This window comes from Zoogloea sp. JDB1 (assembly GCF_056724025.1).
The window spans coordinates 5,381,695-5,398,067 of the sequence record NZ_CM161496.1 but is presented as its reverse complement, the minus strand read 5'-3'; the positions used below and the strand labels follow the sequence as shown (position 1 = coordinate 5,398,067).

11 protein-coding genes are annotated in these 16,373 nt (G+C 66.7%); 7 read left to right on the top strand and 4 right to left on the bottom strand.

From position 1 onward, the window contains the following. Nucleotides 1-149: 149 nt before the first annotated feature. Nucleotides 150-3,569: a PAS domain S-box protein gene (locus AC1PPK_RS24450; RefSeq protein ID WP_481115577.1), complete on the top strand. Its 3,420-nt coding sequence runs from the start codon at nucleotides 150-152 to the stop codon at nucleotides 3,567-3,569. A 20-nt stretch (nucleotides 3,570-3,589) separates the two neighbouring features. On the opposite strand, the gene AC1PPK_RS24445 is transcribed toward AC1PPK_RS24450, so the two are convergent. Further along, nucleotides 3,590-4,636, bottom strand: coding sequence for an AraC family transcriptional regulator (locus tag AC1PPK_RS24445; protein ID WP_481115576.1), 1,047 nt, complete (start codon nucleotides 4,634-4,636; stop codon nucleotides 3,590-3,592). A gap of 369 nt (nucleotides 4,637-5,005) precedes the next feature. Between AC1PPK_RS24445 and AC1PPK_RS24440 the strand changes: the two genes are divergently transcribed. From AC1PPK_RS24440 to AC1PPK_RS24425, 4 genes are all read left to right on the top strand, one after another. Beyond that, nucleotides 5,006-6,145: an acyl-CoA dehydrogenase family protein gene (locus tag AC1PPK_RS24440; RefSeq protein WP_481115575.1), complete on the top strand. Its 1,140-nt coding sequence runs from the start codon at nucleotides 5,006-5,008 to the stop codon at nucleotides 6,143-6,145. A gap of 33 nt (nucleotides 6,146-6,178) precedes the next feature. After that, nucleotides 6,179-7,369 carry a thiolase family protein gene (locus tag AC1PPK_RS24435; protein WP_481115574.1) on the top strand — a complete coding sequence of 397 codons (1,191 nt, stop codon included), beginning with the start codon at nucleotides 6,179-6,181 and terminating at the stop codon, nucleotides 7,367-7,369. A 44-nt stretch (nucleotides 7,370-7,413) separates the two neighbouring features. Further along, complete coding sequence (locus tag AC1PPK_RS24430; RefSeq protein ID WP_481115573.1) at nucleotides 7,414-8,967, top strand: fatty acyl-CoA synthetase; 1,554 nt, start codon at nucleotides 7,414-7,416, stop codon at nucleotides 8,965-8,967. A 184-nt stretch (nucleotides 8,968-9,151) separates the two neighbouring features. Then, entirely contained in the window at nucleotides 9,152-10,543 is a 1,392-nt protein-coding gene (locus AC1PPK_RS24425; RefSeq protein WP_481115572.1) for a porin, read from the top strand. Between the two features lie 358 nt (nucleotides 10,544-10,901). Here the strand turns inward: AC1PPK_RS24425 and AC1PPK_RS24420 are convergent, their stop codons facing one another. The 3 genes from AC1PPK_RS24420 to AC1PPK_RS24410 all read right to left on the bottom strand — a co-directional run bounded on the left by AC1PPK_RS24420 (nucleotide 10,902) and on the right by AC1PPK_RS24410 (nucleotide 13,100). Further along, a complete protein-coding gene (locus tag AC1PPK_RS24420; protein WP_481115571.1) occupies nucleotides 10,902-11,714 on the bottom strand; it encodes a class I SAM-dependent methyltransferase in 813 nt (270 codons plus the stop codon). A 115-nt stretch (nucleotides 11,715-11,829) separates the two neighbouring features. Beyond that, nucleotides 11,830-12,528: a hypothetical protein gene (locus tag AC1PPK_RS24415; RefSeq protein ID WP_481115570.1), complete on the bottom strand. Its 699-nt coding sequence runs from the start codon at nucleotides 12,526-12,528 to the stop codon at nucleotides 11,830-11,832. Nucleotides 12,529-12,623: 95 nt separating this feature from the next. Then, nucleotides 12,624-13,100 carry an Lrp/AsnC family transcriptional regulator gene (locus AC1PPK_RS24410; protein WP_481115569.1) on the bottom strand — a complete coding sequence of 159 codons (477 nt, stop codon included), beginning with the start codon at nucleotides 13,098-13,100 and terminating at the stop codon, nucleotides 12,624-12,626. 133 nt (nucleotides 13,101-13,233) lie between these two features. Between AC1PPK_RS24410 and leuA the strand changes: the two genes are divergently transcribed. After that, entirely contained in the window at nucleotides 13,234-14,934 is a 1,701-nt protein-coding gene (gene leuA, locus AC1PPK_RS24405; protein WP_481115568.1) for a 2-isopropylmalate synthase, read from the top strand. A gap of 320 nt (nucleotides 14,935-15,254) precedes the next feature. Continuing rightward, nucleotides 15,255-16,319, top strand: coding sequence for an NAD(P)-dependent alcohol dehydrogenase (locus AC1PPK_RS24400; protein WP_481115567.1), 1,065 nt, complete (start codon nucleotides 15,255-15,257; stop codon nucleotides 16,317-16,319). Nucleotides 16,320-16,373 lie beyond the last annotated feature (54 nt).

Genomic DNA, 16,373 nt, shown 5'->3' with positions numbered 1-16,373 from the left:
ATCAAAACCCTATATTGCTTCAGGCTCTGTATGCCGCCATCTGCGTCTCCAGAACGCAATATGGGGCCGGTCGATGGCGCCCGGACGCTCCCCCGCCCGCAGCTCCCGGTGCATCCGTGGCAGGCCTGCGGCGCGATGTTCCCGCCACGATGATCACAGTCCCTTTCTCAGTCTCCTTTTCGAAAAGCTCCAATTCCGCCCGTCGGCGTTGGCTTCGCCTGGCTTTGCCTCTGGTTGCCGTTTCCGTTCTGATCGGTTCGGTCGGTGTGGTCGGTTACCGCTACCTGAGCGAGGAGACGCGGCGGGAGACTCACCGCACGCTGGCCGTCATCGCTGAGCAGAAGCGGCAACAGATCGAGGATTCGCTGGCCGAGACACGCACCGATGCGGAACTCTATTTCGCCAGCCGATCCCAGCTGGAGATGTTGTTCCGGGGATGGCTGAACAGTGGCCGCAAGGATGCCGGGCTCGTCGAGCAGATGCGCAACCGCATGCAGGAGGTGGCCCGCGTGCGGGGATGGGGCGGCCTGGCGATCGTCGATACCGATACACACCCGGTCGTGGTGGTCGGCAAGGCCGACATCCGGGAGCATGCTGCGTTGGCCAGGGACATCCTGCGCGAGCCGCGCATCGAGTTCGTCGACCTGCACCGCACGGCAGACGGCGAGGTGCTGTACGGCGTCCTCGCGCCGATCGGGGCGTCCGGCGATAAGCCGCTGGGCGTGGCCTATCTCACCTGGAAGGCGGAGAGGGCCCTGTATCCGCTGGTGGAGTCGTGGCCCGTTCCGACACGTACCGCCGAAACCTATCTGGTGCGGCGGGATGGCAACAACGTGCGTTTCCTCACCCCGCTGCGTCACCGGGCCGTGCCGGCCTTGTCCCTCGCCCAGCCCCTGGATCAGCCGTTCCTGCCGGCGGGGCGGGCGGCTGCCGGGGAGCACGGCATCCTTGCCGGAGGGCGGGATTACCGCAATGTCCCGGTGCTGGCCTATGCCTCCCCGGTGGGAGGAACGCCGTGGTTGATGCTGGCGGAAATCGACGAGGTCGAGGCCTATGCGGGCATCCATAATTTGGCCTGGGCGACAGGACTGGTCGTCGGGCTGGGCCTGCTGTTCGTTTATTCGGCGGGCTACCTGCTGTGGCGCCGTGACCGGGCGCGCCAGGAAATGGCGACCCTGCAGGCCCAGCAGGCGGCCGAGGCGCGTTTCCGGGTGATCTTCGAGCAGGCACCGCTGGGGGTGGCCCTCCTGGACTCCCAAGGGGGACGCATCACCGAAGCCAACCGGCGCTTTGCCGAGATCGTCGGACTCGCGCCGGAGGAGATGGTCGGGCTCGACCCAATGAGCCTGACCCACTCCGATGATGTGGCGGAGAGCCGGAAGAGCATCGCCGAGCTCAATGCCGGTGAAATCTCCGGATATCGCCTGATCAAGCGTTACCTGCGGCCCGATGGATCGGTGGTGTGGGTCAGCTTGAGCTGCGCGCCGGTCCAGGTCGCCAACGAGGATCGCCACCGTTACCTGGCCATCGTCGAGGACATCACCGCCCGCAAGGAGATGGAGGAGCGCCTGCAGATCAGCGAGACGCGGCACCGCCTCCTGGCCGACAACGCCGTCGACGTCATCGTTACGATGGATCTCGACGGGCATTCCTCCTATATCAGTCCGTCCGTCGAACGCCTGCGCGGTTATTCCGTTGACGAGGCGATCGGCCAGCCGCTGACCGAAGTGTTGACGCAGGACTCCCTGCGCATCGCAGAAACCTATTTCGCCCGCCTGAAGAGCGGCCTGGTCAGAGGCGGGGCGCTGGAGCATTTTCGCGAAGAACTGGAAGTGCGCCGGAAAGACGGCACTTCGGTGTGGACCGATGTCAGCGCCAGCCCGTTGCTCAGCGCCGAAGGGGGTGTCGTCGAGATTCTCGGCGTGATCCGCGACATCAGCGAACGCAAGCGCTACGAATACAAGTTGCGCCAGGCCTCCGAAGCGGCCGAGGCGGCCAATGCCGCGAAGAGCGAATTCCTGGCCCACATGAGCCACGAGATCCGTACCCCGATGAATGCGGTGCTGGGCCTCGCTCAGGTGCTCGAGCGCGAACCGCTGGCCGGACATCAGCACGACATGGTGCAGCGCATCCGGATGGCGGGGCAGTCCCTGCTGGCCATCCTCAACGACGTACTCGACTTGTCCAAGATCGAGGCCGGGCAGTTGCGCATCGAACGGCGGCCCTTCGACCTGGCCGTGCAACTAGCCAACCTCGACAGCCTGATGGGCCAGAATGCCCGCAGCAAGGGCCTCGCGCTGCGCATCGAAGGGCCGGACCCGCTGCCCGGCCCGCTGTTGGGCGATGGGCTCCGTCTGGAGCAGATCCTGTTCAACCTGACCGGCAATGCGATCAAATTCACCGAGCAGGGCGAAGTGGTGGTGCGTGTCCGCGCCAAGGTGGTGGACGAGGCGTGCCTGAGGTTGCGCTTCGAAATCCGGGATACCGGCATCGGCATCGACCCGGAAGCCCTCAGCCGTTTGTTCGCACCCTTTGCGCAGGCCGATGCGGGTATCGGCCGCCGTTTCGGCGGCACCGGCCTCGGCCTGTCGATCTGCAAGCGCCTCATTGAATTGATGGGCGGCGAGATCGGGGCCGACAGCCAGCCCGGAAGCGGCAGTTGCTTCTGGTTCGAATTGCCGCTGCAGCGGGCCAGCGAGGCCGAGATGGCGGCCATGGTCGTGGCCGCTACGCCACCCAAGCCGACGGGCCCGCGCCTGGTTGGGGCCCACCTGCTGGTGGTGGATGACAGTGCGATGAATCGTGACCTCGTGGAGCGGGCGCTCCGCCTTGAGGGGGCCAGCTCCACGCAGGCCGCCGACGGCTTGCAGGCGATCCAGATCCTGCAGACCCGGCCGGAACGTTTTGATGCGGTGCTGATGGACGTGCAGATGCCGGTGATGGATGGCCTCACCGCAATGCGCCTGATCCGCGGCGAACTGGGCCTCATCGACCTGCCCGTCATCGCCTTCACCGCCGGTGTGCGCGAAGAGCAGCAGGCCGCTGCGCGGGCTGCAGGCGCCAACGACGTGCTCGCCAAGCCGATGGATCTGGAGCAGATGGCGCTGATGCTGGAGCGCTGGGTCAGAACGGGCGGTCGTGCCCCGGCGGTCTGCGGGGCTTCGGCGGAGGGGGCTGCGGCGGGTGCGCAAGCCGCTGCGCCGGAGGGTGCCGGGACGGCCGCGGACGACTTCCCGGAAATCCCCGGTATCGACCGGGAGCGTGCCGTTCAGCGTCTGGGGCGGGACCGGGAGATGTTCCTCGGCCTGCTCGAGCTCTTTGTCCACGACAACGCCACTGCGGTTGAGCAGGCCCGCAATGCACTTGCCGATGGTGACCGGGAGTCGGCGGGGCGGCGCATGCACACTCTGGGCAGCAACGCCGGCTTTTTGTGTGCTTTCGACCTGATGGCCTCGGCGCGGGCGCTGGAGGCGGCCATCGACCGCGGCGAGACGGAACTCGCCGACGGCTTGGATGCGCTTGAGCGTGAGATCGCAGATTTCGTCGAGGCCAGTGCGCCCTGGCGTTGAGCGGGGCTTGCCACGGAATTTCAGGACGCGCTTTCGGGCGCGTCTTTTTTTGCCCGCTCGGTCCGCGGCTGGCGGCGGTAGGCGCCGGGCGGGCTGCCGGTCCATTGCTTGAAGGCCCGGTTGAAGGCCGACGGGTCGTCGAAGCCGATCTGTGCACCGATCCGCGCGATCGACTCGTCGGTCTTGGACAACAGCGTGATCGCTGCATCCCGCCGCAGACTGTCCTTCAAGGACTGGAAGCGGCTGCCCTCTACAGCCAGCCGGCGTGCCAGAGTGCGCGCCGAGGTGTGCAGCGCGCGGGCCACGTCCTCGATGGTCAGCGGTTGGGCCAGCCGTTCTCGCAGATGGTCGCCGACCCGATGGGTGACCGGGCGCTTGCCGGCCGAGACATGGAACCAGTCCATCGGCGCATTGCGCAGGAAGGCGCTCAGGGCCGCCTTGTTGCGGCGGATCGGCAGGGACAGGCAGGCCGGATCGAGATGCAGGGCCGTCACCGGCCGGGAGAAACGGGCCGGACCGGCATACATGTGCGGATATTCGTCGGCGTGGGGCTGCGGTGGATAGGCCAGGTCGATGTGCTGGAAAGAGATGGGTTTCTCGATCATCCACGAGGCCACGCCCTGGATCAGCAGCAGCATGAACTCCAGCGCCAGGATGCGGCGCTCGCCCAGATCGGCCTTTTCGACCAACCTGACGCAGGCGCCGGCTTCCGATTCCCCCACTTCGAACTGCAGGTCGTCCAGCACCAGCCGGAAGAAGCCGGCGAAGCGGTGCAGTGCGACGCCGAGGCTGGGGGCGTCCAGCATGGACAGGCACAGGAACTTCAGCGTGCCGTTGCGCAGCGGCCGGGAGAACAGGCCAGGCGTCTCGTCGTCGTACTGGATGGCGAGCAGCCGGTACAGGGATGACAGCTGTTCGATCGTCACGCGCGCATCGTCGTGCAGCAGCTGAGCCGGAGCGATGCCGGCGCGCAGCACGCAGTCCGGGTTGAAGCCCGGCGTGTCGCACAGGTGGGCAATCAGGTCGGTGGCGAAGCGGGCTGGGATCGTCTGGGGCTGCGGATTCATGGACGGGCGGGGCTGGCCTGGGTGAGACGGAATGATGGCAGAAAATGTCAATTTGTCGTCCGCCTCTGCCACTCCCGCCCGCCATCCGATCTCCTACCATGTCGCCATCAACGGGTACTTCAAAGATGCCCGCCGGCCCCAGCCTGGGGATCGATAAATACGGAGACACGACAATCATGGCATTCCTTCAGAACCACTCGCACATGACCTGACGGGCCCTCCGGCTCGGTTGTGGCCCGGCTTTCGGCTGGCGCCCTTCGTCAATTCCCTGTTGCTCCAGGACGATCCTTGTACGCCATTGCCGGCGTTCCGAGGTGGGCGTTGCTGTGCCTCGCCGACCGTCCCGGGCTGTTGCTGCGAGGACATCCAATGCACTTCGAACTGGACGGCGAGCGCCGTCAGATCCGCGAGCTGGCCCGCCAGTTCGCCCACCGTGAAATCATGCCGCGGGCCGTCCAGGCCGACCGGGCCTGTACCTTCCCGCTGGAAGTGCAGGCCCTGGCGGTCGAGCTCGGCCTGACCAGCGTCAGCCTCCCCGCCGCGGTCGGCGGCGCCGGACTCGGTTGCCTGGACCTGGTGCTGGTCACCGAGGCGCTGTGCTACGGCTGCCTGGGTATCGGCACCGCGCTGTGTATCAACGCACTGGCGGCCCAGCCCATCGTGCTGGCAGGTTCGGAGGCGCAGCAGGCGCACTACCTCGGTCGTATCGCCGAGGGCGCGCTGGCCAGCTTTGCGCTGACTGAGCCCGGTGCCGGCTCGGACGTGGCCGGCATCCGCACCCGTGCCGAGCGGGTGGCCGGCGGCTACCTGCTGTCGGGCAGCAAGACCTGGATCTCCAACGCGCCGCTGGCCGAGTTCTTCGTGGTCTTCGCAAAGACCGATCCGGCCGCTGGCCACAAGGGCATGACCGCCTTCATCGTGCCGCGGGACAGCGCCGGATTGAGTGTCGGCGAACCCCTCGGCAAGCTCGGCCAGCGCGCCGCGCCGACCGCCGAGGTCTTCCTCGATCAGGTCTTCGTGCCGGAGGAGCAGCGGCTCGGCGAGGAGGGCAGCGGCTTTGCGCTGGCGATGGCGGTCTTCGACCACTCGCGGCCGATGGTGGCGGCCTTCGGTGTCGGCTTGCTGGAGCGCTGCATCGACGAATCGCTGACCTACGCCAGGGAGCGTCGTTCGATGGGGCACACGCTCGTCGAGCACCAGGCCATCGCCCACAAGCTGGCCGAGATGCGCATGCGCCTCGAGGCGGCGCGTCTCCTTACCTATCAGGCTGCCTGGCTGGTGGACCAGGGCAGACCCAACACGCTGCAGGCCTCCGTCGCCAAGGCCACCGCCGCCGACGCGGCCATGTGGGGCGCCACCGAGGCGATCCAGATTTTCGGCGGCATGGGCTACTCGACCGAATACCCCGTCGAAAAACTCTTCCGCGACGCCAAGGTGCTGCAGATCTATGAGGGTACCAGCGAGATCCAGCGCAACATCATCGCCCGCGAAATGCTGCGGGCGGCCTGATCCACGATTTCTTCGTCTTACAGGACTGTCCCAATGACTTTCGCTTCGCCTTCTGAACCCCTGATCCTCGCCGCTGTGCGCACGCCCTTTGGGCGCCGTGGCGGTGCCTTCCGCGACACGCGTCCCGACAGCCTGCTGGCAGCCGCTATCGACGGCGTGCTGCAGCGTGCCGGCCTGCCCGCTGAGCGGGTCGGCGACGTGCTGGCCGGCTGCGTCAGTCAGGCCGGCGAGCAGGGCGCCAACATCGCCCGCCAGGCCCTGCTGCTGGCCGGTCTGCCGGAGCACGTGCCGGGCGTGACGATGAACCGCATGTGCGGCTCCAGCCAGTTCGCCACCCACGCGGCGGCCCAGGCGGTGGCTGCCGGCGACCTGGACTTCGCCATCGGCTGCGGCGTGGAAAGCATGAGCCGGGTGCCGATGTTCCTCGACCTGACGCTGGGCCAGGGCGACTTCCGCGGCTTTGACCAGCTTCATCCGGATCTGCTGGCCCGTTACCCGATCCCCCATCAGGTCGAGAGCGCCGAACGGGTGGCCGAGCACTGGTCCCTCGGCCGCGCCGAGCTCGACGCCTTCGCCATCGAGAGCCACCGCCGTGCGGAGGCGGCACGGGCGGCCGGCGTGCATCGTGAGATCCTGCCGCAGGCCGGCGTGGACAAGGACGGGCAGACTGTCCGCCTGGCCCACGACGAAGGCATCCGGGCTGTCATCGACCCGGCGAAGATGGCCGCGATGCAGCCGGTTTTCCGCAGCACCGACGCCGGCGTGGTGACTGCCGCCAACGCCAGCCAGATGTCCGACGGCGCTGCCGCAGTGCTGATCGGCAGCCGGCGGGCCAGCGCCGACTTCGGCCTCAAGCCGCTGGCCCGTTTCCGTGCCCGCGTGGCGGTCGGCTCCGATCCGGTCATGCAGCTCACCGGCGTGATCCCCGCCACCCGGCTGGCGCTGCAGCGTGCCGGCCTGGCTATCCGCGACCTGGACTGGATCGAGGTCAACGAGGCCTTCGCCAGCGTGGCCCTGTGCTTCGCGCGGGAGTTCGAGCCTGACCTGGGCAAGCTCAACCCGTGGGGTGGCGCCATTGCCCACGGCCATCCGCTGGGGGCCACCGGTGCCGGCCTGCTGGCCAAGATGCTCACCGGGCTGGCCCATGTGGACGGACAGCTCGGCCTGCAGGTGATGTGCATCGGCCACGGCATGGCGACGGCGACCATCGTCGAGCGCCTGTGACACGCCCCATAAGAAAACGATAAGCAGCCAAGGAGGAGACCACCATGAACGACACCCGCAACGACGTCCGCCGGTCCAGCCGCAACCTGATCGGCGATGCGCTGCACCGCTCGGTACGCCGCAATCCGGCCAAGGAGGCGCTGCGCTTCCAGGCGCGCAGCTGGACCTACGCGCGCCTCGACGCCGCCGCCAACCGGGTGGCCAACCAGCTGCTGGGCCTCGGCCTGCACAGCGGCGACCGGGTGGCCGCCTACGGCCGCAACTCCGACGCCTATGTGATCCTGTGGCTGGGCTGCGTGCGCGCCGGCCTGATCCACGTGCCGATCAACTACGCGCTGATCGACAGCGAGCTGAGCTACATCGTCGAGCAGTCTGGCGCCCGTGCGCTGTTCTGCGATACCGACATCGCCAGCCATGTGCAGGCCCTCGGCCCGACGCTGGCCTGCGAATGGCAGGGCACGCTGCATGGCGGCGAGGGCGCCCACGATGTGCTGGCCTGGGCCGACACGCCGGGCCGCGACGATGCGCCGCGGCTCGACATCGACGAGGAGAGCATCGCCCAGCTGCTGTACACCTCGGGCACGACGGCCGCGCCGAAGGGCGCGATGATGAGCCATCGGGCGCTGCTGGCGGAGTACACCAGCACGCTGCTGGCCACCGACATCAAGCCCGGCGACCGTTCCCTGGCCTCGTTGCCCCTCTACCACTCGGCGCAGATGCACGTCTTCCTGATGCCGCAGCTGCTGGTCGGCGCGACCACCATCATCCTGCCGGCGCCCCAGGCCGAGGCGTGCTTCGAACTGATCGCCGCGGAGAAGATCACCTCTTTCTTCGCGCCGCCAACGGTGTGGATTTCCTTCCTGCGCCATCCGGCCTTCGGGAACAGTGATCTGTCCTCGCTGGAAAAGGGCTATTACGGCGCCTCCATCATGCCGGTGGCGGTGGTGCAGGAACTGGCCGCCCGCCTGCCGGCCCTGCAGCTCTACAACTGCTACGGGCAGAGCGAGATCGCCCCGCTGGCGACGGTGCTGCGCCCCGAGGAACACGCCGAGCGGCCGGCTTCGGCGGGGCGGCCGATCTTCAACGTGGAAACGCGCATCGTCGACACCGACATGAACGACGTGCCGCCCGGCGAGATGGGCGAGATCGTCCATCGCTCGCCGCAGCTGATGAGCGGCTACTGGAACAAACTGGAGGAGACCGCCGACGCCTTTGCCGACGGCTGGTTCCGCTCCGGCGACGTGGGCTATGTGGACAAAGCCGGCTACCTGTACATCACCGACCGCATCAAGGACGTCATCAAGACCGGCGGCGTGCTGGTGTCGAGCCGGGACGTGGAAGAGGCCTTGTACACCCACCCGGCGGTGGCCGAGGTGGCGGTGGTGGCCCTGCCCGACGAACGCTGGATCGAGATCGTCGCCGCGGTGGTGGCGCTGAAGCAGGGCGCCACGGCCAGCGCCGACGAGCTGATGGCGCATGCACGTGAGCATCTGGCGGCCTTCAAGGTCCCGAAGAAGATCTTCTTCGTCGAGGACATGCCGCGCAACGCGTCCGGAAAGCTGCTCAAGCGCGAGCTGCGACGGGTTTATTCCGCCTAGCTCTTCCCGGTTCCGGGGTTCCCTTTTCGCGTTCGTTCAACGCATCCGTTCAGAGAACACGGCGGGAGCCTTGCGCCCGCCGCCCCGCGACGGTTCGGCCCGCCGTGTCGTCGCACGTCACAGCCCCCTGTAGAGGGGCACATCGTTACCGGCCGAAAGCCGGTTTCAGGAGAGGAGATTGTCCGTGCATAACAAGAAGTCCGAGACGTGTTCCATTAACCATTCCATCGCTCGCCGCCGGCTGAGCCTGCTGTTGCTGGCCGCCTTCGGCAGCGCCGCCGCGCCGGCCTTCGCCGAAAGCGAAATCGACGCGCTGAAGCGCGAACTGGCTGAACAACGCCAGCTTATCCAGCAGCTGATGAAGAACCAGGAAGAACAGAAAAAGACCGAGATCCAGACCGGTGGCCCGGCCCGCGGTGCCGGCCTGCAGATGGGCGTGCCGACCGGCCCGTCCGGCACTTTGACGATCTACGGTGTGGCGGATGTCAGCGCGTCCACGGTGAATAGCGGTTATGGCCAGAAATCGACGATCGGCTCTGGCGGCATGACGTCCTCGCGCCTGGGCTTCAAGGGCGAGAAGGAGCTGGGCGACGAGGTGAAGGCGGTCTACCTGATGGAAGCGGGGATTTTGTTCGACACCGGTTCCGTTGGCACCGGCGCAATTACGCCGGGTATCAACAACACCGCGGTGTCCAGTGGCGGGCAGACCAGCAACGGCAGCCAGATCTTCTCGCGGCAGATCTACGCTGGCCTCTCGACCCGCTTTGGCACGGTGACCGCCGGCCGCCAGTACGCCGGCTCCTACACGTCGTCGGTGATGTCCTCAGCGATGGGCGCCGGTTTCTTCGGCTCGTCGGCTGGCCTGTTGCCGATCATCGGCGGCATGCCGACGCGGCTCAACAACTCGCTGGTGTATGCCTCACCGAAAGTCGCCGGTTTCTCGGGCCAGCTGACCCTGAGCAGCGGTAGCGAGAACAACGTGAACATGGTCACCCCGACCGCTGCCGGCGCGACGACGGTCACCACCGACAAGGCCGGCCGCGGCGGCGATCTGGCCCTGTACTACAGCGGCGGTCCGCTCAACGCCACGGTGACGGCGTGGAATGTAGACAACGCCAGCTACGTCGCCCCGGCGACGGGCCCGCAGGAAACGGGCTTGGCGAAGCGCCGCGGTTGGCAGGTGGGCGGCAGCTACAACCTGGGCTTTGCGACGCTGTACGGCAACTACGTGTATGGCCGGATCAGCGGCGGCAACTACGAGAACGTCACCGCCACGCTGTCGAAAGCCGAAGGCTGGAGCGTCAGTGCTGGAATCCCCGTCTGGCGTGGCAAGGCGCTCGTCAGCTATAGCCAGCTCGACGACAAGTCCATCAAGAACCGCGACGCCAGCCTGCTCGGCCTCGGCTACGCCTACAAGCTGCAGGACAGCACGACCTTGTACGGCACCTGGGGCAAGGTCCTCAACAAGGCCAACGCCAGCTACAGCCTGACGGATGGCGGCAACCTGGTCGGCACCGTCGCCAAGCCGGGCTACGACCCCAACGGCTACATGCTGGGCGTCAATCACGTGTTCTAAGCTCTGGCCGGCAAGGCTCGGCGGCGTGGGGGCAAGGGAAAGCGGCTTGCCTTCACGCCGGAAGCGCCTGTGTTCAAGCAAAGCGGGCGTGGCGGCGAGGTGCATTCCCTCGCGCCCGAGCGCCGTGCCGCTGCGCGCAAGGCCGGATGCGTCGCGGCCGGCGCCCTCCGGCTTGCGCGCGAGCGGGCGCGGGTTGATCGCAAGCCGAAACGTCTTGATCGCCAGGCAAAACACCTTGGCCGCAAGCCAAAAAGCCTTGCGGCCGGGCCCGCGGGGCTTGCGTGCAAGCGGGCCAGGGGTGCAGACGGACGGCAAGCGCTTGCGGCCACGGCCGGCACCCCCGGGCGTCGGCCGATTGTCATTGTTCGACGCGTTTGATGAACTTGAGCGTGAACTTGTCGCTCTCGCCGATGGCCAGGTAGTGTTCGCGGTCCTGGTCCTTGAGGCGCAGCGTGGGCGGCAGCGTCCATACGCCGGCCGGGTGGTCCTTGGTGTCCAGCGGGTTGGCGGCGACGTCGGAGCGGGCGACGAGCTTGAAGCCGGCCTTCTCGATGCGGGCGATGACTTCGTCCTCCCGCAGGTAGCCGGCCTGAAGCTGCTCGGCGGACGGGCGGTCGTTGCGGGCGCGGTGGTCCACCACGCCGAGCACGCCGCCGGGCTTGAGCACCGCGTGGAATTCGCGGATCACCGCGTCGGCGTTGCCGTCGGTGATCCAGTTGTGCAGGTTCATGAAGGTCAGCAGCAGGTCGACGGAGTCCGGCGGGAGCGTCGTCGTCAGGCCGGGGCTGAGGGCCAGTTGGGTCTTGCCGTACAGCGCCGCCTGGCTGGCGATGCGGCCGCCGATGGCGTCGTGCTCGGCGCGGGCGGCGGCGGGGTTGTGGTCGCCGGCGTGCAGCGCGGCGATGTAGTGGCCGTGGTCGCGCAGGTAGGGGGCGAGGATCTCGAACCACCAGGCGCCGACGCTGGGCCAGATCTCGACGACCGTCTGGCCGGGCTGCAGGCCGAAGAATTCGAGGGTTGCCAATGGCTGGCGGGCGGGGTCGCGCTGGCGGTTCTGCGCGCTGCGCTGGGGGCCGTCGATCCAGTGCCGGAGGGTGTCGTCCGCGTGGGCAGGGGCGACCAGCCAGGCGGTGGCGAGCAGGGGGAGCAGAAGGCGGCGGAGGGTAGGCACGGTGTCCTTTCGTGAGTGCGGGGGGCGGGGGCCGCCTGTTCGATGTCTCGCGATTCTGACGGCTGCCCCGCAAAGATCAACTGGGACAAGACGGTTGGCATAGGCCGGGCGAGGCTCAGAAGGCTTCTCCGCTGTTCTGGCGGAAATCGCTGGCGATCCATTCCCGCGCGCTCGTGGTGCTGAGCTTGAAGTCCGGCGCCACCCGCTGCTGGGCGGCCAGTTCGCCATCGGCGCCGAAGGCGCTGAGCAGGGCGTGGGGTTCGTATTCATCGGGCACGATGTCCAGCGTCACGTCCCATTCGGCGTCCTGGGCGAAGACGGTCAGGCGCTTGTGCAGGCGGGCCTGCAGCTGCAGGCGCTGGCGCTGCATGACCTCCTCGGCCGATTTCACGAGGGTCAGGAATTCGCCGTAGTTGAGGGGCTTGGGATTACGCAGGTCGCGGTCCAGATCCCACGGGGTCATCAGCACGGGTTCGCTGTCGCCGTCCCGGCGCAGCTCGACGCTCCATTCGCCGTCGCTCCGCAGCACCCGCGCGGTCCAGCCGTCTTCCTGCCACAGACGGTTTTCGCGGATCGCGTCGTCCTTGTTGGCCGGGGCTTCGACGACTTTGGGCACGGGGGCCGGGAAGGGGCGTCGTGCTCCGGCTGCGGGGGTTGAAGGCGTTACCAGGCCGCCGCTGGCATTGACGAAGGCCAGCTGCGTGGGATGGTGCTCGGGCGCCAGCGCGGCCCGGGCCGTCCGCCGGCGGGGGGCGAGGGTGGGCGGGAGCGGCGCGGCGTCGGGAGGGAAGTCGAAACTCATCTGGGCGTTCATGGGCATTGCGTCATGGGGACGCTAAGGCAAACGATTTATTTACTGTACAAAATAACACTATTTGCTTCAAGCCCGCGCCGCTTCTTCGTCTGCACTCAGCGGCCGTCCAGCCCTACCGGTAGCTCGGTGCGATCCACCACGCGACGCAGCACGAAGCTGGTGTGCACGCCAGTGACGCCCTGAATGCGGGTGATGCGGTTGAGCAGCAGGTCCTGGTAGGCGTCCATGTCGCGGATCACCACCTTGAGCTGGTAGTCCGACTGCTGGCCGGTGATCAGCAGGCATTCGAGCACTTCCGGAATGTCGTTGATCGCCGCTTCCAGGTTGGCGAAGCGTTCCGGCGTGTGCTGGTCCATGGAGATGCCGATCAGCGCCATCAGGCTGAGGCCGAGCTTTTTCGCGTCGAGCAGGGCCCGGTAGCCGGTGATCAGGCCGGATTCTTCCAGCGCGCGGACCCGGCGCAGGCAGGGGGACGGCGACAGGCCGATGCGCTCGGCCAGGTCCTGGTTGCTGATCCGTCCGTCCTGCTGAAGGATGGCGAGAATTTGCCGGTCGTAGCGGTCGAGTTCCATTTTATTGCTATAAAAGTTTTGTTGTTAGAATTTTATGCCTATTTGGCTTGATTCTGGCATGGATAACGCAAGCACCTGCCAAGCCTCTTTCCGTAAGATTCACCCATCGAATTCAATCTTCCGGAGCACGAAAATGCCGCAACAGACGCCCGCCAAGTACAGCGCTTTCCCGCCCGTACAACTCACCGACCGCCAGTGGCCCAGCTGTGTCATCGACAAGGCGCCGATCTGGATGAGCACCGATCTCCGCGACGGCAACCAGGCCCTCTTCGAGCCGATGAACGCCGACAAGAAGATGCAGATGTTCAAGACCCTCTGCGCCATCGGTTTCAAGGAGATCGAGATCGCCTTCCCGTCCGCCTCGCAGACCGAGTTCGACTTCGTGCGCGGCTTGATCGACGGCGGCCACATCCCCGCCGACGTAACCATCGAGGTGCTCACCCAGGCCCGCGAGCACCTCATCCGCCGCACCTTCGAATCCCTCAAGGGGGCGAAGAAGGCCATCGTTCATGTCTATAACGCGACCAGCAAGCCGTTCCGCGAAACCGTCTTCAACATGAGTAAAGCTGAAGTCGTCGCCATGGCCACCGATGCGGTCCGTCTTGTGCGCGCCCTTGCCGACGAAATGGCGGAGACCGAGATCATGCTCGAGTACAGCCCGGAAACCTTCACCGCCACCGAGCTCGATTTCGCCAAGGAAATCTGTGACGCCGTTACCGAGACCTGGGGCGCCACGCCTGAGCGCAAGGTGATCCTCAACCTCCCGACCACCGTCGAGATCGCCACGCCCAACGTCTATGCCGACCAGATCGAGTGGATGCACCGCAATCTCGCCCGCCGCGACAGCGTGATCATCAGCCTCCACCCCCACAACGACCGCGGCACCGCGGTGGCCGCCGCCGAGCTCGGCCTCATGGCCGGTGCCGACCGCGTCGAGGGCTGCCTCTTCGGCAACGGCGAGCGCACCGGCAATGTGGACCTCGTCACCCTCGCCCTCAACATGCACACCCAGGGCGTCGATCCGCAGCTCGACTTCTCGGACATCAACGCCGTCGCCCGTACCTACGAGCACTGCACCCAGTTGCCTGTTCATCCGCGCCATCCGTACGTGGGTGATCTCGTCTTCACGGCCTTCTCCGGCTCCCACCAGGACGCCATCAAGAAGGGTTTCTCCGCTCAAAAGGCGGATGCGCCGTGGAACGTGCCCTATTTGCCCATCGATCCCGCCGACGTCGGTCGCAGCTACGATTCGGTGATCCGGGTGAATAGCCAATCCGGCAAGGGGGGCATCGCCTACTTGATGGAGAACGAATACGGCGTGGTGATGCCGCGCCGCTTGCAGGTGGAGTTCTCCGGCGTCGTGCAGCGTTACACCGATGCCCATGGTGGCGAGGTGAGCGCCGACGACATCTGGCGCTTGTTCTCCGAGACCTATCTCGATACCGCTACGCCGGTGCGCTACTGCAGCCATCATCTCGTCGAAAACGGCGCCGTGCAGGGCATCCGCTTGAGCGTGGAGATTGACGGACAGCCGCGCATCCTCAATGGCGAAGGCAACGGCCCGATCAACGCCGCCGTGCATGCCCTCCAGAGCGCCGGCATCCGCGTCCAGGTGCGCAGCTACGAGGAGCGCTCGATGGTGCCGATCGGCGACGACGGCAATGCCCAGGCCTGCGCCTTCATGGAAATGGCCGGAGAGAGCCGCAGCGACTGCTACGGGGTTGGCATCGACGCCAACATCGTCACCGCGTCGATCAAGGCCCTCGTCAGCGGCGTGAATCGGGCCCAGGCGGCGGGCCGTCAGGTACCCAAGGCCGAGGCGCAGTCGGCCTGAGCGCTGCGGCGTAGGAGGCTCCCGTTCGGGGGCTTCCGGCCGGCAACTCCAATTCGCCAATTCACCGTCCGGTGTTGTCCTGAATGCGGACGGCGTCGGACGGTGGCGTTGTGAACGCGGTTGCCGCAGGGCACCGCGAATCCGTTTCGGATTTCCATTGAGTTGGTCCGCGTGCCGCGGAAATAAAGGCTCCTTGCCGCTCTAATCCAACGGTTTATTTGTCTGGCACATCGTTTGCTGAATCGGCGCGGCTTTCCGAAATGGGAAAGCCATTCCGAAAAACGACAGCCATCAATGGCAAATGAATCTGGAGGAGCACAATGGCAAATACGATGAAGGCCCTCGTCATGCGGGGCCTGCACGACGTGGCGGTGCTGGAGCGGCCGATCCCGCTGGCCGGGCCGAACGACGCGATCGTCAAAACGACGGTGGCGATGGTGTGCACGTCCGACTGCCACACCATCGAAGGCGGCCTCGGCGAACTGAAGGACCGGGTCCTAGGCCACGAGGCGGTCGGCGTCATCCATGCGCTGGGCAGTGCGGTGCGCGGCTTCGAGGTCGGGCAGCGGGTCGCGGTGAATGCGATAACCCCCTGCTACAAGTGCGAGAACTGCCAGCGCGGCTTCACCTCCCAGTGCCAGGTGATGCTCGGCGGCTACAAGTTCACCGCCCAGAAGGACGGCAACATGGCCGAGTACTTCCACGTCAATGACGCGGAGGCCAACCTGGCGCCGATTCCCGACGGGGTGTCGGACGAGGCCGCGTGCTACACCACCGACATGATGTCCACCGGCTTCAAGGGCGCCGAAAACGCCCGCATCCCGCTCGGCGGCTCGGGCGTGGTGTTCGGTATGGGGCCGGTCGGCCTGATGGCGGTGGCCGGCACGCGCCTGCTCGGCGCCGGCCTGGTGATCGCCGTGGACTGCGTACCGTCGCGGCTGGAGCTGGCCCGCTACTACGGCGCCGACGTGGTGATCAACTACAAAGAGCAGGACCCGATCGCCGAGATCCTGCGCCTGACCGGTGGTCATGGCGCCGACGCGGCGATGGATGCGCTGGGCTCCCAGCCAACCTTCGAGAACTGCGTCAAAGTGACCCGGGCCGGCGGCGTGATCTCCAACATCGGCTATTTCGGCCACGGTGACTACATCAAGATTCCCCGCGCCGAGTGGGGCGTCGGCATGGGCGAGAAGACGATCACCACGCTGCTCTGTCCGGGCGGTCGCGAGCGCATGGGCCGCCTGATGCGCCTGATCGAGAGCGGGCGCGTCGACCCGACCCGCCTCACCACCCACCACTTCAAGTTCTCGGAAATCGAGACGGCCCTCCACCTGATGACCACCAAGGCCGACGGCATCATCAAGCCGGTCATCCATTTCGACTGAGGCGCCGCGCCTTTCTGCCGGGCTGTGCGCAGTCCGGCGAATCCAGCAACGGGA